Genomic DNA, 25,044 nt, shown 5'->3' on the forward strand with positions numbered 1-25,044 from the left:
TCGAGTCGCTGCAGCTTGATGCATTGCCAACATCCGGCACGTTAATCTCGCGCTTGTAACAGCCCTCGCCGTGGCACAGGCTGTCGTGACCTGAATCGATCGAGGACGGGATCCCGCCACATGCGCCGCCCCCACCGATGCCTGAACCTTGCTCGCCGGGTTTTCGCTGCTTCTGCACTGCTGCTTCCGCTGCTGGCCCATGCCGGTGTGCAGCTGGTGGTGGATGGTGTGGACGATCCGCTGAAGGGCGCGGTGACCTCGGGCGTCGAGCTGTCGCAATACGCCACCCGCGAAGTCAGCGATGCGCAGGTGCGCCGTCTGTACGAGCGCGCGACCGATCAGGTGAGATCCGCGCTTGAACCGTACGGCTATTACGACGCCAGCATCAGCGGCGACTTGCAGCAGGTCGGCAAGGACTGGCGGGTCACCCTGCATGTGAAGCCGGGAGAGCCGGTGAAGGTCACCTCGGTCGACGTGCAACTGGACAGGACGGCTGCCGAGATTGCCCCGATCCGCCGCGCACAACGCGCCATCGAGCGGCTGAAGGACAAGCCGCTGAACCACGGCAGCTACGATGCCGCCCGCGACGCCCTGAGCGCCCAGCTCACCGCCAACGGCTTCCTCGACGCCAGGCTGATCACGCATCGGGTCGAAGTGACCCGCGCCACTCGCAGCGCCGCCATCAAGCTGGCCTGGCAGGCAGGTCAGCGCTACCGCTACGGCAAGGTGCGTTTCGAGGGTGCGCAGTTCAACGACGGCTTCCTCGATCGCTATGTACCGTTCAAGTCCGGCGACTATTTTTCCCAGGGTCAGCTGCTGCAGCTGCAGCAGGCGCTGAACGGTGCCGACTATTTCGCGGTGGTCAACGTGCTTCCGGACGTGGACGAGGCAAAGGCGGGCGTGGTCGATATCAACGTGCAGCTGGCGCCTGCAAAACGCACGATCTATACGGGCGGCCCGTTCATCGGCACCGATACCGGCTTCGGCCTGCGCGGCGGCATCGAGCGACGCTGGGTGAACCGGCGCGGGCACAAGTGGAAGAACGAGCTGGTACTGGCGCAGCGGCTGAAGACGGTGTCCACGCTGTATTCGATCCCGATGCCCGGCGACAACCAGCGCAGTTTCAACTTCGGTGCGAACTACCGCGACGCGAATACCGACACCTCGCAATCGCGCACACTGGAGCTTGTCGCCAACGAAACCCGGCTGTGGCATGGCTGGACGCGCACCCTGGGTGTGCATGCGCTGGACGGTACATTCACTGTCGGCAAGATAGGCAACGAACCCGACAATGCGCCAGGTGTTGAACACGGACGCAGCACGGAAGTGTTCGCAGAGGCCTCGCTGTCGCGCAAGCAGGCCGACAATTTCGACTTCGTGCACCAGGGCTGGTCGGTCAACCTGACCGCGCGCAGCACCGCAGGCAGCCTGCTGTCCGATGCCAGCTTCAGCCAGCTCACCGCCGATGCGAAATGGATCCACGCATTCGGTGCACACCAGCGCGACCGGCTGATCCTGCGCGGCAGTGCGGGCCACACCTGGACCGACGACTTCACGGCACTCCCACCGCTGTTGCGCTTCTTCGCCGGCGGCGACCGCTCGGTGCGCGGCTACGGCTACCAGACGATTGGTCCGCTCAACAGCGAAGGCCGCGTGATCGGCGGCGAGAGCCTGCTGGTGGCCAGTACCGAAGTCGAGCACTACTTCACCCGCAACTGGGGCATGGCGGCATTCGTCGATGCCGGCAATGCATTCAGCGGCGTCGACTACCGGCCGAAGATCGGCGCCGGCCTCGGCGTGCGCTGGCGCTCTCCGGTCGGCATGGTCCGTGTCGACCTGGGCACGCCGATCAACGACTCGCAGGCGCACGGCATCGAGTTGCACCTGGTGATCGGACCGGATCTGTAGCCATGGCCACGATGACCACACCCGCAGATTCGCCCAGCCCGCCTCGTCGCCGACGCTGGTTGCGTCGAGTCGGCATCGCGCTGCTGTTGCTGCTGGTGCTGTTTGCGGCCGCGACTGGCTGGCTGCTGGGTACCGCATCCGGTCTGCGGTTTGTGCTTGCACGTGCGCAAGCCGCCACGCATGGCGCACTCCATGTAGCGCAGGCGCATGGTCGCCTGATCGGGCCGCTGGACCTGGCCGGCGTACGCTACGACGACGGCCAGGGCACCGTGGTGAAGGTGGCGAAGGCGTACCTGGACCTGCGCTTCTGGCCGTTGCTGGCCCGGCGCGCGCATGTACTGGCGCTGGATGCTGACGGCATCGATATCGCGTTGCCGAAATCAACTCCGGACAACACCGCGAGTTCCAGCAGCTTCTCGCTGCAGCCACCGATCGACCTGCTGTTCGATCGAGTGCACATCGGCAAGGTGAAGCTGACGCAGGGCGGTCAACTGCTGTTCGCCTCCGACCGGCTCGACCTCGCCGGTGACTGGACCCATCGCGGCATCACACTCCGGCAACTCGCCCTGCAGGCGCCGGACGGCCACGTCGATCTCACCGGCACCCTGGGCATTGGCCAGCGTTACCAGGGCAACGGCCATGCCAGCTTCGCGTGGAAGGTCGGCGATGCCGACTATGCTGGCAGCCTTGTCACGCATGGTGACGGCAGGAAAGCTCATGCCGATCTCGAACTCGCCGCGCCGACCACCGCACGACTGCAGCTGGATCTGAGCCAGGTCAATGACTATGCCTGGACAGCCATCCTGGACGTGCCGCGTTTCGATCCGAAGCCGCTGCTCGGCGACAGCTCGCTCACGGGGCTGGCGATCGCCGTGCAGGGCCACGGCGATCGCTACGGCGGCACGATCGATGGCCGACTCGACCTCAACGACTATCAACTGCTGCTGCAACCGTTGCGCGCGTCTGTCAGCCGCGACTTCGACACGCTCACGCTGCAGCAGCTCGATCTCGGCTCGCCGCAGATCAGGGGCCGTATCGCCGCCAGCGGTACCGTACACCTCGATGCCAGGCCCATCGACGCCGAACTGGATGTCCACTGGAGCGATCTCGTCCTGCCGGCCGAACTGGCTGGCCAGGCGCTGTCCAGCCACGGTGGCCTGAAGGCCAGCGGCAGCACCGGGAATTACCATGCCGAAGGCAGCGTCGCCATCGGGCCGCCCGGCAAGCTCGCCACGCTGGAGCTGAATCTCGACGGCACGCCACGACAAGTCACCCTGCACACACTGGCGTTGAAGCAGCCGCAAGGAAACCTTCAGGCCAATGGCGTACTGACCCTGCAACCGATGCTGGCCTGGCAGGCCGAAGCCAAGGCCAGCCGGCTCGATCCCGGCCAGTTGTTTGCCGGCTGGAATGGCAGCCTCGATTTCGATATCGCCAGCAACGGCAAGCTGCCCGCGGAAGGTCCTGACGCCACGCTGGAGATCCGCAAACTCGTCGGCAAATTGCGCGAACGAGCCATCGGCGGCAAGGGGAAGCTGCACCTGTCGCCGGATGATGTGGTCGACGGCCAGCTTCAGCTGAATTCGGGCAGCAGCACGGTGCAACTGGAGGCAAAGCCAGGCAGCAGCAACAACGCGGATCTGAAACTGGCGATCGCATCGCTGGGCGACTGGTTGCCAAATGCCGGTGGCCGTCTGGACGGCCATTTCAACATCGGCGGACGGATGCCGAAGCTCAGCATCAATGGCCAGCTGCTGGGGCAATCGCTGAGCTGGCAGCAGCAACGGGCGGATACGCTGCACCTGATCGCCGGCGTCCCGGACATCAGTCAGCCGGCCGGCAAGCTGGACCTGAAGTTGGCTGGCGTGCACCTGCAGGGGCTGACCTTCCAGCACATCAACCTGCTGGCCGAAGGCAGCCAGGGCAATCATCGACTGGACGTCGACGCGCGTGGCAGCCAGCTCTCCCTCGCGCTGGCGTTGCGTGGTGCATTGAAGGGTGACGTCTGGAACGGGACATTGACCACCCTCAACCTCGATCCACAGGGCATGCCCGGCTGGCGACTGCAACAGCCTGCGCAACTGGGCTACAACCATGGCGCGATGAACCTGTCCGAGCTGTGCCTGAATGCCGGCGATCCCCTGCTATGCATCACTGCCAGGCACGACAAGGCCGGCAACCTCGACGCCGGTTACCGGTTGCGCGCCCTGCCGCTGGCCCTGCTGCTGAACGCGGCCGGTGAAGCCGGGTTGCCGATACGGGCCGACGGCGTTCTGGCCGGTGATGGCAAGCTCCACCGCACAGCGACCGGCACATTCAGCGGCAGCGCCTCGCTCAACTCGGCCCGGGGCAGCATCACCTATACCGACCAGCCTGACGCTCCCTTGCTGCACTACGACCAGTTCAGCCTCAATGCCGAGTTCACGCCCGCCAGCCAGCGCATCGACGTGCACGGCGGCCTCGATCAGGGTGGACGCATGGACGGCCAGATCACCCTGAGCGGGGCCCAGCAGTCGCTGGGCGGCGAGCTGACGATGCGTCTGAACAGCCTCGCCTTCATCGAACTGCTGAGCAACGAAGTGGCGAACGTCAAGGGCCACCTCGATGGCACGTTCCGCTTCGCCGGCACGTTGCAGCAGCCGTCCATCCATGGCCAGGCCACGGTCGCCGACTTCGCCGCGGAAATCCCCACGGCCGGCCTCAAGCTCAGCCAGGGCCGTCTGGTGGTCAGTACCACGGATGCGCAGCAGTTCCGTGTCGACGGCAGCGTGCAATCCGGCAAGGGTACGGTCGCGATCAATGGCAGCGCCGGACTGGGTGCAGGCGCATCTACCGCGATCACGCTCAAGGGCAGCCAGTTCACCGCCGCGGACATTCCCGCTGCCAAAGTGGTGATCTCGCCCGACCTGACCGTGAGGCAGGATGCCGGCGGCATGGCCATCGGCGGCAGCGTGATGCTCGACAGCGCCGACGTGAATGTGGACAAGCTGCCCGGTGCAGGCGGCACCAAGGCTTCGCCCGATGTGGTCGTGATCGACGAGAAGCAGCAGGAACAGGCCGCCAGCCGGATCCCGGTCAGTGCGCAGGTCAAGGTGGATCTCGGACGCAAGACGCACCTGGTCGGCATGGGCCTGGATGGCCGGCTCAGTGGCGTGCTCACGGTCGTCGAACGTCCCGGCCGCGTCACCACAGGCCAGGGCCAGATCGCGGTGGACGGCACCTACAAAGCCTATGGCCAGCAGTTGCAGATCCAGCGCGGCCAGCTGCTGTTCGCCAGCACGCCGATCGACAACCCGGGCCTGAATATCCGCGCCGTGCGCAAGCTCAATCCCACCGCCACCATCGACGAAGGCCAGGAGGTCGGCCTGCTGATCGCCGGCACGGCGCAACGACCGATCCTCACCGTTTTCTCCAATCCGGTGATGGAGCAGTCCGACGCGTTGTCCTACCTGGTCACCGGCAAACCGCTGTCACAGGTGAAGGGTGGCGAAGGCGACATGGTCGGCGCCGCTGCACAGGCACTCGGCTCGGCCGCTGGCGACCTGCTGGCCAAGGGCATCGGCTCGAAAATCGGCGTGGACGATATCGGCGTGTCCAGCAACGAGGCGCTCGGCGGCAGTTCTGCCTTCACCGTGGGCAAGTATCTGTCGCCACGACTATATCTCAGCTACGGCGTCGGCCTGTTCGAGCCGGGCGAAGTCATCACCCTGCGCTACCGACTCAGCCATCGCTGGAACTTCGAGGCGCAGAACGCCACCGATTTCACCCGCGCCAGCCTGAACTACCGGCTCGAGAAATGATCGCGCGACAGCAACCGTTCAAACCCTGCCCTGATAATCCATTCAACGTCGTGATTCCACTCGAACCGTCGAGTGTTGACAGATGATTCTGCGAATTCCCGCAGGGATGGCAGAACGGATACCCAGCAGCTTCCCCTTTCCGCCTTGAGGTCGTCCCGTGATCCGCAAGCCGCTTGCCAGAAATGCGATGTACACCCTGCTATGCGCAGGTTTCGTGGTCCTGTCCGGTTGCAACCAATCACCCGCACCCACGCAGAATCCCGCCGGTTCGGCTTCTGCCGCACCGGCATCCCCGCAGACTGCCGCTGCAGCACAGTCTGCGTCGTACACACCGCCCACAGCCGATCAGCTGTATCAACTGGTAGCGCCGATTGCCTTGTTTCCCGACAACCTGGTCGCCCAGGTGCTGGCCGGGTCGACGTATCCGGACCAGATCACCGCCGCCGACAATTTCCTGGCGCAGAATCCGGGCCTGAAAGCCGACGCGCTGCAGGCACAGGTCAACCCGCAGCCATGGGATGCAAGCGTCAAGGCATTGACCACCTTTCCATCCGTGCTGGATCAGATGGCCAAGAATCTCCAGTGGACCAGCGCCCTGGGCGAGGCCTACGTCAACGACCCGACCGATGTGATGAATGCCATCCAGGTGATGCGCCAGCGTGCATCCCAGAAGGGCAATCTGCGCAGCACCGCGCAGCAGGTCGTGCAGACCCAGCCAGCGGTAGTCAGCGACAACACGTCATATGCAGATGACGGACAGCAGCCTGCCTATTACGACGGCCCCGCCGTGGTGGAGGCGCCTCCACAGACCATCGAAATCATGCCGGCACAACAGGACACGGTATACGTGCCGAGTTACGACCCGCAGACCGTCTACGGTGGTGATGTACCGGTCTACCCGAGCTACAGCTATCAGCCGAGCGGCTACAGTACCGGCGAAATCGTGACCGCCGGTGCGATTACCTTTGGTGCCGGCATCCTGATCGGGTCGTTGCTGGAAAACCATCACCGTGACGGCGGCGGCTACAGCAATCCACCTCCGCCGCCTGGCGGTGGCTGGCACAGCTGGGGCATGAACTGGGGTGGCCGTGGTGCAGGCGGTGGCGGGCAGCGGCCGGCGGTCATCCACAACAACACGACCTACGTATCGCGCTCCAGCACCGTGATCAATCGCTATACCACCAACAACATCAACAACAGTCGCACGACGATCAACAACGTCAACAACAGCCGCAATCAGGTCGTGCAGAACCGCGACACGGGCAATCGAGCCGCCAATGCATTCCCGCATCCGGCCGCAAACGGAAATCCGCCAGCAACGCCGCGGGGTGCCATGTCGATGCCGCATTTCGACAAGACACCCCAGCAGCGAGTGACCGCCGCACAGAAAGCTGGTCCGTTGCCGAACAACACAGCGCGACCGGTTCAGATGCCACCTCGCGCCGGCATCCCGCGCACCCCGCCGGCTCATGCGCCGGCCACCGAGCCGAACCATGAAGTGCGTCCGATGCCCGCTGCACGACCGGCGCAACAGGAAGCTGTCAGGCCGATGCCGCAACACACCGGTCCGGCGACGCAGCCTGCAGCAGCTCCACGCTTTGCGCCGCACCCGGCAACGGCACCTCATGCAGCTCCGGCGCCCCGTGAAGCCGCACCGCCCCGGCAAGCTCCGGCACCTCGCCCAGCTCCGGCACCCCGTGAAGCAGCACCACCCCGACAGGCTCCGGCACCACGTCCGGCTCCCGCACCGCGTGAAGCCGCACCGCCTCGGCAGGCTCCGGCGCCGCGGCAGGCTCCGGCGCCTCGTCCGGCTCCGGCACAGCAACATCCCAATGCCGAGCATCATCCGGCCCCCCCTGCACGAACCAACGAACAGAAGCGTAAGCAGGACGACAAGAACAACCAGAACGGTCACTCCTGACAAACTCAAACGTGCCTGCGCCACCGGCAATGGCGCAGGCACGTTGATGAACATGCACCGGCGATGCAACGGCGTATCCCCGGAAACGTCGCTGCCTGCTGCATCCGGCGATCACCGCCAGCCGCTAGCCCATAAGTCATGCGCACAAACCCGAGGTGGCGGACTATCGTGGGCGTCTGACTCCTGCCGGGATAGAAGCCATGCGACACGTCCGTTGGATCCTGACTGCCGCCGTGCTGTGCGGTTCAAGCGCATGGGCGGCCTCGCCCGTGCCAACGGCGCAACAAACCGGGAATCACCCGTCCGGAATTGATCTGGCCGGCATCGACCATGGCGTGAAGCCGGGCGACGACTTCTTCCGCTACGCCAACGGCGGCTGGCTGAAAACCGCGCAGATCCCCGCTGACCGCTCCAGCACCGGCACCTTCCTCAAGGTGTTCGAGCAGGCCGAAAAGGACACCGCCGAACTGATCCGCAACGCCGGCACCAGCCATCCCGCTGCCGGCACCAGCACGCGCAAGATCGCGGACTACTACGCCGCCTGGATGGACACCGCCACGATCGAGAAGCACGGCCTTGCCCCGCTCAAGCGGGAACTGGCGCAGATCGACGCAATCGCCTCGCGCCAGGATCTCGCCCGCGTGCTGGGCAGCCGCCTGCGTGCCGACGTCGACCCGATCAATGCCACCAACTTCCACACCGAAAACCTGTTCGGCCTGTTCGTGGCACAGGGACTGGAAGATCCCTCGCGCAATACCGCCTACCTGTTGCAGGGTGGACTGGGCATGCCCAGTCGCGACTACTACCTGTCGAACGACCCGCACATGGCAGCGTTCCGCGCGAAATACCAGACCTATGTTGCCGCCATGCTGAAGCAGGCCGGCATCGTCGACGCGGAAGCCAGGGCTGCGATCATCCTCGACCTCGAGACGAAGATCGCCAGGGCACAAACCAGCCTGATCGACAGCCAGGACGTGCACAAGGCGAACAACCTCTGGCGGACGGCCGACTTCGCGCAGAAAGCACCGGGCCTCGACTGGCCTGCCTACTTCAAGGCTGCCGGCCTCGACGGCCAACCGCAGATCGACGCCTGGCAACCGGCCGCCATCACCGGCCTGTCCGCGCTGACCGCCAGCGAGCCGTTGCAGGCATGGAAGGATCTGCTGATCTTCCACACGCTCGACCACAGCGCCAGCTTGCTGCCCCAGGCCTATGCCGACCTCAGCTTCGATTTCCACGGCCGTACCCTGCAGGGTACGCCGGCGCAGCAGCCGCGCTGGAAGCGCGCCGTGGGCGCCACCAATGTCGATCTCGGCGACGCGGTGGGCCAGCTCTACGTCAAGCATTACTTCCCGGCCTCGTCCAAGGCCGCAGTGCAACAGCTGGTGAAGAACCTGATCGCCGCCTTCAACGACCGCATCGACACCTTGAGCTGGATGACGCCGGCCACCCGGCAGAAGGCGAAGGCCAAGCTGGTCACGCTGCGCGTCGGCGTCGGCTACCCGGAAACCTGGCGCGACTACGCTTCACTCGAGGTCCGCCCCGACGACGCGCTCGGCAACCACCTGCGCGCCGAGCGGTTCGAGTACGCCCACCAGCTGGCCAAGCTGGGCCAGCCGGTCGATCGCGGCGAATGGTGGATGACGCCGCAGACCGTCAACGCGGTGAACCTGCCGCTGCAGAACGCGCTGAACTTCCCCGCCGCGATCCTGCAGCCGCCGTTCTTCGATCCGAAGGCGGACGCTGCCGCCAACTACGGTGCCATCGGCGCCATCATCGGCCACGAGATCAGCCACAGCTTCGACAACACCGGCGCCGAGTTCGATGCGCAGGGCAAGCTTGAGAACTGGTGGACACCGGCCGACCTCGACCACTTCAAGGCCGCGACCGCACAACTGGCAAAGCAGTTCGACCAGTACGAAGCCCTGCCCGGCCTGCACGTCAGCGGCGAGCAGACCCTGGGCGAAGACATCGCCGACGTGTCCGGCCTGACCATCGCGTATCTCGCCTATCACAAGTCGCTCGACGGCAAGCCGGCACCGGTGATCGACGGCCTCAGTGGCGACCAGCGCTTCTTCCTTGCCTTCGGCCAGGCCTGGCGCTCGAAGATCCGCGACGACGCGCTTCGCCAGCGCCTCAACACCGACGTACATGCCCCCGCCGACTTCCGCGCACAGACCGTGCGCAACCTCGACGCCTGGTATCCCGCGTTCGACGTGAAGCCCGGCGAGAAGTTGTATCTCGATCCGAAGGAGCGGGTGAAGATCTGGTAATACTCGCCAGGACGTAGAAACAAAAGGGCCGTGATTCAAGTGAATCACGGCCCTTTTCGTCCCTGCAATCAACCGATACCAAGCCCGTCGATCCCGCTGATGGCGGCAGCGTCGAAACCGCCCAGCGCGGTAAAACACCGACCACGTTCCGCGTAATCCTTGAACTGATCGAAACTGGGTGCACCGGGCGACAGCAGGATCACGCCATCTTTCGGGGTGCGCGCTTTCGCCTCGGCCACCGCGCTGGCGAGATCGTGGACGCGCACGATCGGGCAACGCACTTCATCTGCACGCAATGCCGTTTCGATGCGGGCGCCATTGCTGCCCATGCAGACGATCGCGTGGGCGGGTGCGCTATGCATTGCATCGACAAACGGCATCCAGTCCAGCCCGCGGTCATGGCCACCGACCAGCACGGTGATCTCTCGACCACGCAGGCTTTCCAATGCCGCCAGCGTGGCCAGCGGCGTGGTGCTGATCGAGTCATTGATCCAATGCCAGCCATCGTGCTCGCCCAGCGGTTGCAGGCGATGCGGCAGCGGGCGGAAATGCGCAAGCGCCGGCGCGGCAGCCAGTGCATCCATGCCCGCGGCAGCCAGTGCCGCCAGCGCGGCGCAGGCATTGAGCGCGTTGTGCAGGCCTGGCGCGGCCAGCTGTTCTACCGGAAATACGTCTTGCTTGCCACGACGGATGAAGCCATCGGCGACATGCCAGCCTTCAGGCCGGCCAAACAGCAAGCGGTGCGGATGTGCCTGCGTCCGTTCCAGCAATACCGGCTGCAATGCATTGACCAGCAGTTGCCGGGAGACATCGGCCAGGCGCAGCTTGTCCGCCACATAGCGTTCGCGTGAGCCATGCCAGTCCAGATGCTCCTCGTACAGGCTGGTGATCACGCCGAGCTCCAGCGGACCAGCCTCACCCGTCTGGAAACTGGACAGCTCGATCACCCACAGGTCGGCGTGCCGATCGAGCAGTTCCAGCAGCGGCAAGCCGATATTTCCCGCCAGCGCCGTGCGCAGGCCGAGTGCGCGCGCCAGGTGTGCGATCAGCGCACTGGTGGTGCTCTTGCCCTTGGTACCGGTGACGGCAATCACGCGCGCATCGGACCGCTTTTCGAAGGAGTGTTCGCCAAACCACAGCGCCGTACCGGACGTGAACTGCGTGCCCCGTGCCTGTGCCGCGAGCAACGCGGGCTTGTATGCCGAAATACCGGGCGACTTAACCACCACATCGAAAGCGCCCAGCATCGACGCATCCGGCTCGCCCGCAACAATATCCAGTGCAGCATCGAACGCACGTGCCGATTCGACTTCAGCCACCCCGCAGAACAATGTCAGCGGCTGCAGCGGCAGCCGCTGGCGCAACGCCGCGATAGCCGCACGACTTTCGCGACCGAAACCCCAGATCGCGACACGCCGGCCGGCCAGATCAGCGATACGCATCAGCCGATCGACTTCAGAGCAGGCTGCAATCGCGTCGGCACGCGTTGCTCGGCGGACGGTTCCAGCCACGGTTCCAGTGCCAGCTGCGTGGCATCGAGCTGCGGCAGGATCTCGCTGCGGAAGCGTTCGACAAGCGCGTCCTCCTGCCATTCCGGCCGCTGACTCAGCGCGTACATCGCAGCGCGTGCCTCGGCACCTTCGCCCACGCATTCGAATGGCTTGTGATCCTGGTACTCGAGCAACGCGTCGAAGCCGCCGGCCTGGTTTTCATCATCCAGCAGGTTGCGACCGAAAATCGACAGCAGCCGCGGCTTGGGCAGGAACGGTGCCAGCGCGAGAAACACGAAGTGGCATTTCGGGCACTGCCCGCACCAGCGATCCGCCGGCTTCGGGCCGAGAATCCTGAAGTTGCGGTTGCAACTGGAAAACACGTCGAAATACGGCGTCAACTTCGCGAATGCCCGGGTGATCGCCAGCTCCGAATACGGGCGCAACAGCGAGCAATAGTCGAGATCGCTGGCCACGTGGGTATGCAACCAGTCACCAAGCAGTTGCTCGAACGCGTAACCCTTGCTCCACTGGTGGTTCACCTGCTGGCCTTCGTATTCCAGCGTGGCGGCCGAGGCGGAGCGCTCGTTGGCGAACGTGATGGAGTCATAACCGTACAGGATGGCGGCCACCGCGAGGATCGCCGAATTCACTGCCGTCACCGGGATGTGGCCGTTCCATGCACCGAGCCGGTTCAGCTCGAACAGCTCAGGCGCCAGTTCGCGCTGGATGTTCAACATGGGCAGGCCGGTGCGCTCGGCGCAGGCGGCGATCAAGGCGGAATTGCCGACCCACACCGCAGTCGCTTCGCCGCCGATCGACTTGATTGCCTCGACCGCAACCAGCGAATCCTTGCCACCGCCGATCGGCACCAGCGTGCGTTTCGGCAAACCCGCGGCCTTTGCCACCGATGGTGCCGCGCCGCCACGTGGAAACGCTATGCGCCCACGCAAGTCCAACCCGTTGCGATAGGCAAACTCAGCCAGCCCGTGCAGATACAGCTGATCAAGCAATTCGGCAGTGGCATCATCGAGTGGGCCGCTGGCCACCTCGATTTTCGGCGGCACACCAGCCTTGTAGTAGCTTACGCCGGCGATCAGATGCAGCAGTTTCAGCGCCGCCTCAAATGCCGCGGCGCGCGCAGCCGGAACCGCCAGCGCATTCGGGAAACGAATCCGCTCGACCAGCTCCTCACCGTCGTCGAACGCGTACGCCAGCTCGGCCACGCCATCGGCGTAGCTGCAGCGCACGAAACGGAAGACCTGGGTCAGGCGGGGTTGCATCACGGTACTCACCAATACTTTCTCCGCGCCGTAGCGCCTATTCGATCACGATCTCGTCGGCTTCGTCGCGCAGGTTGTAGTGCGAGGACATCACCTTGCCGTACGCACCAGCCTGGGCAATCAGGATCACGTCACCCTCCTGTGCCTCCGGCAGGCGACGATCGGTGCCGAGCACGTCGCCGCTCTCGCAGATCGGACCCACCACCTGGTACAGCGCGGTGGCCGGTTCGTCGAGCCGAGTCAGGTTCACGATCTCGTGCCAGGCATCGTACAGCGCGGGACGGATCAGGCTGTTCATGCCGGTGTCGATGCCGAGGTAACGGAATGCGCCCTTGCCCTTCAGCTGGGTTACCTGCGCCAGCAACGCGCCGGCATCGGCCACCAGATAACGCCCCGGCTCCATCCACAGTTGATAGTGCGGATAGGCTGCCTTGACCTCGCGCAGCACGCGGTCGAGCGCCGCAATGTCGAGCCGCGCCTCACCCGGATGCGACGGCACGCCGAGGCCACCGCCGATATCGATGAAGCTGACGCTGCCGATGCGCTCGGCCAGACTGGCCAGCTGGCCATAGACCTCGCCCCAATGGGCGTCGTCCAGAATGCCCGAGCCCAGATGCGCATGCAGACCACGCACGATCACGCCATGCGCATCGGCCAGTCGCAGGAAGGCATCGATCAGTTCCGCCGGCAAGCCGAACTTGCTGCCGCTGCCGCCGGTGCGCACCTTTTCGTGGTGGCCGAGACCGCGCCCCAGATCCACGCGTAGGACGATCTCGCGACCACGGAACAGTTCGCCCCAGTGCTCCAGCGGATACAGCGAATCGAGCGAAACGGTGGCACGCGTACCCAGCGCCCATGCGTAATCCTCGCGCGGCGCGAAGTTCGGCGTGAACAGCAGCGGTGCCGCTTCAGGCACCACGGCACTCACCGCTTTCAGTTCGCCGGGTGAAACGCACTCGAAACCGAAACCCTCTTCGGCCAGCACGCGCAGGATGGCTGGATGCGTGTTCGCCTTGACCGCGTAATGCAGGCGATCCACTGCGGCGAGCGTTTTCAGCTCGCGCGCCTGCTGGCGTACCGTCGGCAGGTGATAGACATAGCGTGGCGTGGCTTCGGCAGCCAGTTCCAGCAACTGCTGCCGCGCCGAGCCACGCCACCACGCCGTCGCTGCACCAGTTGCCTCACCACTGCCATACAGCGCCTGCCAGCTGGGACCGAACAGTGCGCTGTCGTCGGTGCGCAGCGCACCGGCGGCGATCAGCAGGTCGTGCAGGTGCGGCAGCAGCGTGTCGACCACTTCCTCGTCCACCACGAAGGTGAGGTTGAGGTTGTTCGACGATTGCGAAATCAGGTGCACGCGCAACTGGCCGAACTCGGCCAGCACGCCGGACAGCGTATGCAGCAGCGAACGCATGCCGCGACCGACCAGGGTGATCGCCGCGCACGGCGCAATCACCTTGACCCGGCATACCTTGGCCAGGTCAGTGGCCAGCGCGGCAATCGCGTCGGAGTCGAGCAGGTTCTCGGTGGGATCGAGCGACACGGTGACATTGGTCTCGGCCGAACCGATCAGGTCGACCGACAAGCCGTGTTGCTTGAACTGGGCGAACACGTCGGCAAGGAAGCCGACCTGCTGCCACATGCCGACCGACTCCATCGACACCAGGGTGATGCCCTTGCGCGCGCTGATCGCCTTGACGCTGGGCGCGTGCGCGCGCACTTCGGGACCGATCACCGTGCCGTCGAGTTCAGGGCGGTTGGTGTCCTTGATCAGCAACGGCACACGCGGCTCGCGCAGCGGCGACAGGCAGCGCGGATGCAGCACCTTGGCGCCGGTGGAGGCGATTTCCTGCGCCTCCTCGTAATCCAGCCGCTGCAGCAGGCGCGCGCCCGGTACCTGGCGCGGATTGGCGGTGAACATGCCGGCCACGTCGGTCCAGATCTCCACCCGCTGCGCCTTCAGCAATGCGCCAAAGTAGGAAGCCGACGTGTCCGAGCCACCGCGACCGAGCAGCACGGTTCGGCCCTGTGCCTCTCGGGCAATGAAACCCTGGGTAATGAACACCTCGCCCAGCACCGCCAACCGTGCGGCCAGTACCGGATCGGGCCGCGAATCGACCATCGAGGACAGCAACCGCGTGCGCTCGTTCTGGTTCGGCAATGCCACGGCAGCCAGGCAGTCACGGGCATCCAGCCATTCCGTGGGCAGCCCGCTGTGACTGAGAAAGGCGGCGCCAAGCGCGCTGGACATCAGCTCGCCATGCGCCTGCACCTGCGCCTGCCAAGCCAGCTCGCCCAGCGCCGCGGTACCCTCGCCGGCCAGTTTTGCCAGTTCGGACAAGCGGGCAGCCAGCGTGTCCGGCACAGCCAGCTGCATGTGTTCCAGCAGCTCGTAGTGCCTCTGCGTGATCGCCTTGGCTGCCTCGCTGCGTTTGCCCGCGTCGCCCTGCGCGCACATTTGCTTGAGCGCATCGGTAATGCCGGTCAGCGCGGAGACGACCACCAGCACGCGCGCGCCTTCGGCGCGGCGGCTGGCAACCAGCTCACGGATGTTCTGCCAGCGGGGAAGCGTCGCGACACTGGTGCCGCCGAACTTCATCACGATCCAGGGGGCGTCCGCAGATAGCGGCACGGGGTTTGGCGGAGTCACGGGCATTCGCTATGGGCGGTTGGGGGAGGAAGGCATCCGGGCAGTGTTGCGCTGCGGCATCGGAATTGCAAATGGTTTTCCCGGAAATTCCGTTTGGACGTATGGACGTCCGAATTTACGGGTGACTTCATCCCCCTCCCCTGCTTGCAGGGGAGGGTCGGGGTGGGGTGTTCTTGATCTTGACGAAGAGCTGACCCCTCCTCAATCCTCCCCCGAGGGGGAGGAGGCCATGGCGTGCGCTGCGCGCACATCGTCATTGGATAACTACAGGGATCCGGCCAATCCGTGCCTGCCACTCCTTCGGACCCGTCTGGTGCACCGAGGTGCCGGCCGAATCCACCGCCACGGTGACCGGCATGTCCTGCACGGTGAACTCGTAGATCGCCTCCATGCCCAGGTCGGCGAAGCCGACCACGCGCGAGGCCTTGATCGCCTTGGACACCAGATAAGCAGCACCCCCCACAGCCATCAGGTAGACCGACTGGTGTCTCTTGATCGCATCGATCGCTGCAGGACCGCGCTCGGCCTTGCCGACCATGCCCAACAAGCCAGTCTGCGCCAGCACCTGCTCGGTGAACTTGTCCATGCGTGTGGCGGTGGTCGGGCCGGCCGGTCCCACCACCTCGTCACGCACCGGGTCCACCGGGCCGACGTAGTAAATGAAGCGACCCTTGAAGTCGACCGGCAGCGGCTCGCCCTTGTTGAGCATCTCGACCATGCGCTTGTGCGCGGCATCGCGGCCTGTCAGCAGCTTGCCGTTGAGCAACAGCACTTCGCCCGGTTTCCAGCTCGTCACTTCCTCGCGCGTCACGGTGTCGAGATCCACCCGGCGTCCCTTCGAGGTGTCGTAGGTCAGTTTCGGCCAGTCTTCCAGCGACGGCGGATCGAGCATCACCGGGCCGGAGCCGTCCAGCGTGAAATGCGCGTGGCGCGTGGCGGCGCAGTTCGGAATCAATGCCACCGGCAGATTGGCGGCATGGGTCGGGTAGTCCTTGATCTTGATGTCGAGCACGGTGGTGAGGCCGCCCAGGCCCTGCGCACCGATACCGAGCGCATTGACCTTCTCGTACAGCTCGATGCGCAGTTCCTCGGCGCGATTGGCTGGGCCGCGTGCGATCAGCTCCTGGATGTCGATCGGCTCCATCAGCGCCTCCTTCGCCATCAGCATCGCCTTCTCGGCGGTACCACCGATGCCCAGCCCCAGCATCCCCGGCGGACACCAGCCGGCACCCATGGTCGGCACGGTCTTCAGCACCCAGTCGACGATCGAGTCGGACGGATTGAGCATCACGAACTTCGACTTCGCCTCGGAACCGCCGCCCTTCGCCGCGACGATCACGTCGACCTTGTTGCCCGGCACGATCGACACGTTGATCACCGCCGGCGTGTTGTCCTTCGTGTTCACACGCTTGCCGGCCGGGTCGGCCAGGATGCTCGCGCGCAGCTTGTTGTCCGGGTCGTTGTAGGCGCGGCGCACACCCTCGTTGATCATGTCGTCCAGCGACAGCGTGGCGTCCCACTGCACATCCATGCCGACCTTGATGAACACGGTGACGATGCCGGTGTCCTGGCACAGCGGGCGATGCCCCTCGGCCGCCATCCGCGAGTTGATCAGGATCTGCGCCATCGCATCCTTCGCGGCCGGGCTTTCCTCGCGCTCATAGGCGGCGGCGAGGCCCTTGATGTAGTCGACCGGGTGGTAATAGCTGATGTACTGCAGCGCATCGGCAACGGACTGGATCAGATCGTCTTGCTTGATAGTGGTCATGGGGCGGCTTTGGATGGGTGGGCAACCAGCGCCTGCGGACACTTCCGCAGCGCGCAACCTGTCTATTGTGCCGCAACCGGGCGATTCGAATCTGGCTGCGGCATGGCAGCCGAATGTCCACTTGCCGCCGACGGAGCGCCAGTGGCATGGTTTCAGGCCCCTCCGACCGCCGCCCAACAACCATGCCCAGCCCACGCCGTTTCCTGCAACTGGACGTTTTCGCGAGCCACCTGTTTGACGGCAATCCGCTGGCCGTGGTGGTCGACGCCGTCGGGCTGGACAGTGACGCCATGCAGCGCATCGCGCGCTGGACCAATCTCTCCGAGACCGCTTTCCTGCTGCCACCGACACAGGCACAGGCCGACTACCGCGTGCGCATTTTCACGCCACGCCAGGAGTTGCCTTTCGCCGGTCATCCCAGTGTGGGCAGTGCCTATGCAGCGATCGAGACCGGCCTGGTGCCCACCGGAAAGACCTCACTGGTGCAGGAATGCGCAGCCGGCCTGTTGCCGGTGCGGGTGACAGGCGATGGGCCGTCACGGATCATCCACGTGCAGGCGCCACCGGCACGTTTGACCGCGATGGATGACACCTTGCGTGCCCGCCTGGCTGCCGCACTGCACGTCGAATTGGCGCACGACCAGGCCTGTCACGTCGACAATGGACCGCACTGGATCATCTGTGACCTGCACGAGGCCGCCACCGTGCGCTCGCTGCAACCGGACATGGACATCATCGCCAGACTCTGCGAGCAGCAGGACGCCGTAGGCGTCAGCGTGTTCGGACGCGAACACGACGAAGACGTGGCGATGGCCGTGCGCGCATTCTGCCCGGCCGATGGCATTCCGGAAGATCCGGTTACCGGCAGCGCCAATGCAGCGATCATGGCATGGCTCATTACACGCGGTGATCACGCCGGCTGCGGCCTGCGCTATCGCGCCAGTCAGGGGCGTGAAGTTGGCCGCGATGGTTATGTGGAAGTCGCCCATGATCCGGCCAGCAGCGCCATCACGATTGGCGGCGCCTGCGTGATCGGCGTGCGCGGTGAATTGCATATCGGCTGATGCCGTTGACACATACCGTGCCGCGAGCCTCGCCCAAGTCGACATAACCGGCTTCGACACCGAAATCGACGCTTCCCTGTTTGGTTGTTTTTGCTTACACGCCCCGCGGCCCCGCATGCCTCTTGCGCCCGGGAGTGCGCATTCTTGGGGATGGCAAAAACCGTCTGCAAATTGCGCAATAACGCGCAAGCTTCCAATCAAGTAATTGCGCTTGCGCAATATTTTGCGACACTTCCGTTCGGCACCCGTCCCGCGTAGCTTTAGGCGATCTGCATGCGACGATCTTCAGGGGGACCGTTGTGCAGATGAAGATCGGTTGGGGATTAGGGATTACCTGAGTCACCGCATTACGGCCTGGCCTGACGGCGAGACCCCCTGCATGGATGACAAATGCGCGGGAAACTGCCGCTTCATGCCAGAGATTTCTTCATGGGAGAAACTCACATGCTTGCGCAACTGCATCGCACTACTCTCGCAACGTCCCTGGCGTTGCTGCTCACCGGCTTCAGCACCGCCTCGCTGGCAGCCACTCCACAGACAAGCATCGACGCGGGCATGGCGGCGACCAGCCAGCCAGTGCACGTCACGCTGATACTGAGACTGCACAATTCCGCTGCGCTGGAGCAATACATCCAGCAAACCGTCACTCCCAGCAGCCCGCATTACCACCAGTTTCTCAGCACCAGCCAGTTCGCCAGCCAGTACGGCGCCACCGATGCGGAAATCGCCAGGGTCCAGGCGTACCTGCAGAAACAGGGGCTGGAAAGCCAGGTGATGGCGAACCATCTCGCGATCCAGACCACCGGCACGATCGGCCAGTTCAACCAGGCCTTCCAGACGTCCATTCACACCTACGTTTCGCGTACCACGGGCCGCTCCTTCCATCGCCCCGCCGCGGCCCTGGTGCTGCCATCTGCATTGGCCGACACCGTGGCGTTCGCCAGCGGGCTCAGCAACGAAAGAAAATACCTGTCGCACCGCATCAGCGCACCCGCGCTGGCCGGGCAGTCGAAGGTTCTGGCGCTCGGCCCGACCACGTCGGGCAAGACTGCTAGCGGCAATCCCACTGCGACGGGCAAACCGGGCAGCTATACCGTGGGCGACGTCGCCAATCTGTACAACATCAATCCGCTCTACCAGCACGGCATCACCGGCAAGGGTTCGACCGTGGCCATCGTCACCCTGTCAAATTTCTATCCGGCGGACGCGACGACCTACTGGACTGACATTGGACTGACCACCAAGCCCAATCGCATCACGGTCATTCCCATCGACGGTGGTGGTGTCATCGACGGTGGCAGTGGCGAAACGGCCCTCGACGTCGAGCAGTCCGGCGGTCTCGCACCTTTCGCGAACATACTCGTCTATGAAGCCCCCAATGCCGGCAATGGCTTCACCGATGCCTTCCTGCAAGCCGTGTCCGACAACAAGGCGGACAGCATCTCGACCAGTTGGGGATTGCCGGAGATTTTCAATTTCGCCGCATTGAACGTCACCGGCGCCAGCGATACCGACACCACTGACGTCGGCGACCTGCAGGCGTTCCATCAGATCTTCATGGAGGCCGCGGCGCAAGGACAATCCGTGTTCGCCGCATCCGGCGATTCGGGCGCTTACGACACCGTGCGCGATCTCGGCGACGGGACAGGCCCCAATGAATATACGGGGCCATTGACCGTCGACTCTCCGGCATCCGATCCGTACATAACCGCTGCCGGCGGAACCACGGTGCCGTTCACCTTCACGAGCCGCTCGGGCGGTTCGGTGACCATCAAGAAAGAAAGCGTGTGGGGCTGGGACTATCTGCTGCCGTTCTTCCCCAAGAGCGAGCTGTTCTCCGCAGGTGGCGGCGGCGGCGTGAGTGTCTACTGGAATGAACCGTTCTATCAGCTGCTTACCCGGGGCATTCGCCGCAGCGAAAAGAATCAGTCACTGGTATTCAACGACCCCTCGGCAGGCCCCACCACCTTGCTGAAGCTGCCGGCCAACTTCCGCGGCAGAAACGTTCCCGACATTTCGTTGAATGCGGATCCGGAAAGCGGCTACATCGTCGTTTCCACCAGCGACGGCGGCATCATCCAGGAGGGCGGCACCAGCTTCGTCGCGCCACAGCTCAACGGTATCAGCGCCTTGCTGACGCAGAGTGCCGGACATCGCATCGGCTTCTGGAATCCGCAGGTCTATCTGCTGCAGGACATCTTCGGTGGCAGCCAATGGTCGCCATTCAACGATATCCGCGCCGGCGACAACTGGTTCTATAGCGGCATCCCCGGCTACGACCAAGGCTCGGGCGTCGGCTCACTCAACGTGGCGAACCTCGACCTGTTCCTGCGCAGTGGCTTCTAGGAACAGGCCCAACGGCTCGGAAACCTCCGGGTTCTCCGAGCCTGTCTGACCTGTCATCGCTGGCTGGTGCCCATGTCGGGCCACCGGCCAGCGATGCGCCAGGGCTTGCCGTCAAGCAAACCCATCGGCATGCTCGCTGCCACTTCCCGCGGCAGCCATGTCCATGAGTGATTCCTCGCCATCCGGCGGCTATGCCCGCAGCCTGCGTCCGCTGGACGCCGCGCTGATCGTGGTTGGCGGCATCATCGGCGGCGGCATCTTCCTCAATCCCGGGATTGCCGCACAACGCACCGATTCGGGACTGACACTGCTGCTGCTGTGGGCAGGCGCCGGCGTACTCACCCTGATCGGCGCGCTCTGCTACGCCGAACTCGGTGCACGGCGGCCGCATGCCGGTGGCACCTATGTCTACCTGCGCGAGGCGTTTGGGCCGCTGGCCGGCTTCCTGTTCGGCTGGACCATGCTGCTGGTGATCTATTCGGGCTCCAGCGCCGCGGTGGCGACGATCTTCGCCAGCTATGCAGCCTCGCTGTTCGGCCTGTCGCCGGCGATGGCCCTGCCGCTGACAGTGGGCGCACTGGTGTTCGTCGGCGGTATCAACCTGTTCGGCATACGGCTTGGTGCACAGATCCAGAATCTGTTCGCCCTGCTCAAGCTGCTGGCCGTGGCGGTGCTGGTGGTGTGCGGGCTGTTCCTGGCAGGCGCCGGCCACACTGGTGTACTGGCCGTCGATCCGGCGCATAGCGGCGCAGGTTTCATAGGCGCCGCGCTGCCGGTGCTGTTTGCGTATTCCGGTTTCACCTATCTCAACAACCTGGCCGGTGAAGTACGCGATCCGCAGCGCACGCTGCCACGCGCCCTGCTGCTCGGCATGCTGCTGGTGATCATCGCCTACGTACTGGTCAACGTGGCGTACCTGGCGGTGCTGGGCCATGCCGGCCTCGCTGCCAGTCGCGCGCCGGCCGCGGACGTGATGCAGCAGGTATTCGGCCTGTTTGGCGCCAAGCTGATCGCGCTCGGCGTGGCGATTTCCACCCTCGGCTTCTGCAACATCACCCTGGTCGCCGGTGCGCGGGTGCTGCAGGTGATGGGGGAGGACGGGCTGTTCTTCCGTTCGGTGGCGCGGCTGCACCCGCGTTATCGCACACCGAATACCGCGCTGCTGTTGCTGGTCGGCTGGGCGATCGTGCTGGCACTGTCGGGCAGCTACGGCCAGCTGCTGGATTACGCCACCTTCGGCGACTGGCTGGCCTGTGCGGTCGGTGTCGCCACGCTGTTCTGGTATCGCCGCCGCGATGGCAGCACGGCCAGTTTCAGGGTGCCGGGCTACCCGTGGCTGCCGTTGCTGTTCATCGGCATCGTGGCGTGGGTGGTGGTGATGACGATGCGCGACAACCCGCGCAATGCCGGTATCGGGCTGCTGATCATGGGCGCCGGCGTGCCGGTGTATGGGGTCTGGCGCCACTTGTTCAGGCGCACGCATCCCTAAGCCGGTGGCAGCAATGCCACAATGTGCGGATCGAACTCAAGGAGATGTTGGATGGCGCCCGCGCAAGACCTGGCCACGCCGGTAACCTCGGCAAGCAGCATCGTGCCCGAGAAGGTGCGTGGCGGCATCGATCTTGAGATCAACGGCGAGCACTTCCGCCACACCGGTGATCCGCAGATGCCGCTGCTGTGGTATCTGCGCGATGTGCTGCGGCTGACCGGCACCAAGTACGCCGGCATGCACGGTGAAACCGGGGCCGATCTGGTGCTGCTGGATGGAAAGATGGTTTCCGCCGCCACCCAGCCGATGGCCAAACTGGACGGCAAGTCGGTGGTCACGGTGGAAGGCCTGGCTGCCAGTGACGGCAGCCTGCATCCCGTGCAGCAGGCCTTTATCGACGAAGACGCGATCGGCTGCGGCTACTGCACGCCCGGCTGGCTGATTGCCGCCGTCGACCTGCTCAGGCGCAAACCGAAACCCGGCGACGACGATCTCGACCAGTTGCCGAACCTGTGCCGCTGCGGCTGCCAGACCCGTGTGCGCAGCGCGATCAAGCGCGTCGCCGCCGGCAAGGTGGGCCAGGCATGAACGATCGCGGCACCTCCGATCACACCTCCCCCGATGGCATCAGGCTCTCGCGTCGCCGCTTCCTGCAGGTGCTGGCTGCTGGCACCGGCGTCCTGATGGTTGGCATCCGCACCGCCAACGCATCCGATGCACCGCTGCCGCTCGCCCTGCTCGGCGACAATTTCTACGATCTCGGCGCCTATGTGCGCATCGACAGCGACGGCAATGTGCTGATCGGCGCACGCGATCCGGATACCGGCACCGGTGTGGCCACCTCGCTGCCGCGGATCATCGCCGACGAACTCGATGCCGACTGGAACCGTGTCAGCGTGGTGCCGCTAGGCCTCGGCGTGACCGACAACAACGGCCAGCCGCGCTGGACCTACGGACGCCAGATCGGCGGCATCGGCGGTTCGATTCCCGCCGCCTGGAACGACCTGCGCCAGGCAGGGGCACTGGCGCGCTGGCTACTGCTGCAGGCTGCGGCCCGCCAGCTCGGCGTGCCGGCCGACAAGCTGCACACCGACTCCGGCATGGTGATCGCTCCGGACGGTCGCCGCTTCAGCTACGCCAGCCTCGCCGGCGACGCCAGCAAGATCGCCCTGCCGAACAATCCTCCGCCACTGAAGACACCGGATCGCTACCGCCTGATCGGCCAGCCCGCCGGTGACGTGGACGCACGCGGGATCGTCACCGGCCTGACCCCGTTCGCGATCGACCACCACTACGGCGACGCCCTCGTCGCCGTGCTCGCGCATTGCCCGTGGCCGGACGGCACGCTGGCCCACTTCGACTTCGCCGACACCTTGGCCACCAAGGGCGTGGTGAAGGTGGTGCAGCTGAAACCCGAGCCCGGCCAGCCGCTGGGCAGCACGGTGATTGCCCCGGCCGTGGCGGTACTCGCCGAAGATACCTGGTCGGCCCTGCAAGGCCGGCAGAAACTCAAGCTCGAGTGGAAACCCGGCGCCAGCGGTGCCGAAAGCAGTGCCACGCTGGAGCAGCAGGCCGAAGCACTGGTCGCCGGCAAGACCGATCCCTCCATGCGCGTGCGCAACGACGGCGACGTCGAGGCCGCCGGCAAGAAGGCCGCACGCCGGTTGCAGGCAACCTACTACCAGCCATGGCTGGCGCATGCCACGGCCGAGCCGATGAACTGCCTGATCCGGCTGGCCAAGGATCACGCCAGCGTGGTCGTACCGACCCAGGCACCACAGCAAGCCTGGGCCGTGGTGCAGCGCCTGACCGGCCTCGCCCCTGCGCAGATCGAGATCAGCGTGCCGCGTGTCGGCGGCGGTTACGGACGCCGGCTCGACCACGACTACGTCGCCGAAGCGGTGATGCTGGCCAAGGTGGTCGACAAGCCGGTGCGCCTGCTGTGGACACACGGACAGGATCTCGATCACGACTACTACCGTTCCGGCAGCGTGCATCAGCTCAGCGTGGTTCTCGACCGCAAGCGCGAGTTGCTGGGCTGGAACCAGCGCATGGCCAGCGCCTCGGCGCTGGTGCGCCGCGGCGTGCCGGACAACCGCCTGTGGACCTCCGAGCTCGAGGCCGATCAGCTGCCGGCCGCACTCGTGCCCAACTTCCGCAGCGACTGGTATGCACTCAACTCGTCGATTCCGCGTGGGCCGATGCGCGGCATGCCGCACCTCAGCAACGCGTTCGCGGTGGAAAGTTTCATCGACGAAATCGCGCACAGCATGAAGGAGGATCCGCTCGACACGCACCTGCGCATACTCGGCGCCCCGCGTCAGCTGTCGCTGAGCGCCGGTGGCGTACTGGACACCGGCCGGCTGATCAACGTGCTGAAGCTGGTCGCCGACCGCATCGAGTGGAAGAACTGGCTGCACAGCGTGAACGGCCTCGGCATCGCCTGCTGGCACGTCAACGGCGCCTATGTGGCGCATGCGATCGAAGTGGCGATGCAGGGCGAGAAACTGATCATCCAGCGTGTCGTCTGCGCGGTCGACGTCGGCCGCGTGATCAACCCGCAGGGTCTGCAAGGCCAGGTCGCCGGTGCCACGCTCGATGCGCTCTCCACCGCACTCAACCTGGCGATCACGTTCAAGGATGGCCAGATCCAGCAGCACAATTTCAAGGATTACCCGCTGGCCAGCATGGCCCAGCTGCCCGATGCGGTGGAAGTGATCACGGTGCCGCGCGATGACCTCCCACCCACCGGCGCCAGCTTCCTCGCCATGCCCACCGCTGCCCCTGCGCTGGCCAACGCCGTGTTCCGCGCCACCGCCGTGCGCGTTCGCCGGCTGCCGTTGATGAAGGAGTTGCTGCGGTTGCTGTGAGCATTGCATCCCGCGCGGCACTGACACGACACTGCCGCAAAAGGAACAACACCAAGATCAGCGGTAACCGAAAGCTCGGGGCAAGAGCATCAGGTGTGTGATGTTGACAGGCAGTTCTTACGGAAATGTATGCGCTTGCCTAGTCTTCGATTGCTCGCGAGTTCATTCTGTGCCGCCTGACG

At 65.0% G+C, this 25,044-nt stretch carries 13 protein-coding genes; 9 read left to right on the forward strand and 4 right to left on the reverse strand.

From position 1 onward, the window contains the following. Positions 1 to 120 precede the first annotated feature (120 nt). The 4 genes from ACYVKM_RS01045 to ACYVKM_RS01060 all read left to right on the forward strand — a co-directional run bounded on the left by ACYVKM_RS01045 (position 121) and on the right by ACYVKM_RS01060 (position 9,902). Positions 121 to 1,908, forward strand: coding sequence for an autotransporter assembly complex protein TamA (locus tag ACYVKM_RS01045; RefSeq protein WP_460875132.1), 1,788 nt, complete (start codon positions 121 to 123; stop codon positions 1,906 to 1,908). A gap of 2 nt (positions 1,909 to 1,910) precedes the next feature. Next, the gene (locus ACYVKM_RS01050) at positions 1,911 to 5,708 is read left to right on the forward strand and encodes a translocation/assembly module TamB domain-containing protein (RefSeq protein WP_460875133.1); all 3,798 of its coding nucleotides are present in this window, start codon (positions 1,911 to 1,913) and stop codon (positions 5,706 to 5,708) included. Positions 5,709 to 5,865: 157 nt separating this feature from the next. Continuing rightward, entirely contained in the window at positions 5,866 to 7,629 is a 1,764-nt protein-coding gene (locus ACYVKM_RS01055; protein WP_460875134.1) for a DUF3300 domain-containing protein, read from the forward strand. A 200-nt stretch (positions 7,630 to 7,829) separates the two neighbouring features. Further along, positions 7,830 to 9,902: a M13 family metallopeptidase gene (locus tag ACYVKM_RS01060; protein ID WP_460875135.1), complete on the forward strand. Its 2,073-nt coding sequence runs from the start codon at positions 7,830 to 7,832 to the stop codon at positions 9,900 to 9,902. A 68-nt stretch (positions 9,903 to 9,970) separates the two neighbouring features. Here the strand turns inward: ACYVKM_RS01060 and murD are convergent, their stop codons facing one another. From murD to ACYVKM_RS01080, 4 genes are all read right to left on the reverse strand, one after another. Continuing rightward, the gene (gene murD / locus ACYVKM_RS01065; RefSeq protein WP_460875136.1) at positions 9,971 to 11,344 is read right to left on the reverse strand and encodes a UDP-N-acetylmuramoyl-L-alanine--D-glutamate ligase; all 1,374 of its coding nucleotides are present in this window, start codon (positions 11,342 to 11,344) and stop codon (positions 9,971 to 9,973) included. Further along, positions 11,344 to 12,675 (reverse strand): UDP-N-acetyl-alpha-D-muramoyl-L-alanyl-L-glutamate epimerase, encoded by a 1,332-nt coding sequence (murL, locus tag ACYVKM_RS01070; protein WP_460875137.1) that lies wholly within the window; start codon positions 12,673 to 12,675, stop codon positions 11,344 to 11,346. Before murL ends, murD begins: the two co-directional genes overlap by 1 nt. Positions 12,676 to 12,712: 37 nt before the next feature. Beyond that, on the reverse strand, positions 12,713 to 15,325 hold the full coding sequence (locus ACYVKM_RS01075) for a bifunctional aspartate kinase/diaminopimelate decarboxylase (RefSeq protein ID WP_460875138.1): 2,613 nt from the start codon (positions 15,323 to 15,325) through the stop codon (positions 12,713 to 12,715). Positions 15,326 to 15,578: 253 nt separating this feature from the next. Further along, positions 15,579 to 17,093, reverse strand: a complete 1,515-nt coding sequence (locus ACYVKM_RS01080) for a fumarate hydratase (protein WP_460875139.1) — start codon at positions 17,091 to 17,093, stop codon at positions 15,579 to 15,581. 182 nt (positions 17,094 to 17,275) lie between these two features. Here ACYVKM_RS01080 and ACYVKM_RS01085 point away from each other — a divergent pair, with 182 nt between their 5' ends. The 5 genes from ACYVKM_RS01085 to ACYVKM_RS01105 all read left to right on the forward strand — a co-directional run bounded on the left by ACYVKM_RS01085 (position 17,276) and on the right by ACYVKM_RS01105 (position 24,862). Then, positions 17,276 to 18,157 carry a PhzF family phenazine biosynthesis protein gene (locus ACYVKM_RS01085; protein WP_460875140.1) on the forward strand — a complete coding sequence of 294 codons (882 nt, stop codon included), beginning with the start codon at positions 17,276 to 17,278 and terminating at the stop codon, positions 18,155 to 18,157. 444 nt (positions 18,158 to 18,601) lie between these two features. Continuing rightward, positions 18,602 to 20,503 (forward strand): S53 family peptidase, encoded by a 1,902-nt coding sequence (locus ACYVKM_RS01090; protein ID WP_460875141.1) that lies wholly within the window; start codon positions 18,602 to 18,604, stop codon positions 20,501 to 20,503. 163 nt (positions 20,504 to 20,666) lie between these two features. Continuing rightward, the gene (locus ACYVKM_RS01095; RefSeq protein ID WP_460875142.1) at positions 20,667 to 21,992 is read left to right on the forward strand and encodes an APC family permease; all 1,326 of its coding nucleotides are present in this window, start codon (positions 20,667 to 20,669) and stop codon (positions 21,990 to 21,992) included. A gap of 51 nt (positions 21,993 to 22,043) precedes the next feature. After that, positions 22,044 to 22,580, forward strand: coding sequence for a (2Fe-2S)-binding protein (locus tag ACYVKM_RS01100; RefSeq protein WP_460875143.1), 537 nt, complete (start codon positions 22,044 to 22,046; stop codon positions 22,578 to 22,580). Continuing rightward, positions 22,577 to 24,862, forward strand: a complete 2,286-nt coding sequence (locus tag ACYVKM_RS01105; protein WP_460875144.1) for a xanthine dehydrogenase family protein molybdopterin-binding subunit — start codon at positions 22,577 to 22,579, stop codon at positions 24,860 to 24,862. Before ACYVKM_RS01100 ends, ACYVKM_RS01105 begins: the two co-directional genes overlap by 4 nt. Positions 24,863 to 25,044 lie beyond the last annotated feature (182 nt).

This window comes from Rhodanobacter koreensis (assembly GCF_054782855.1).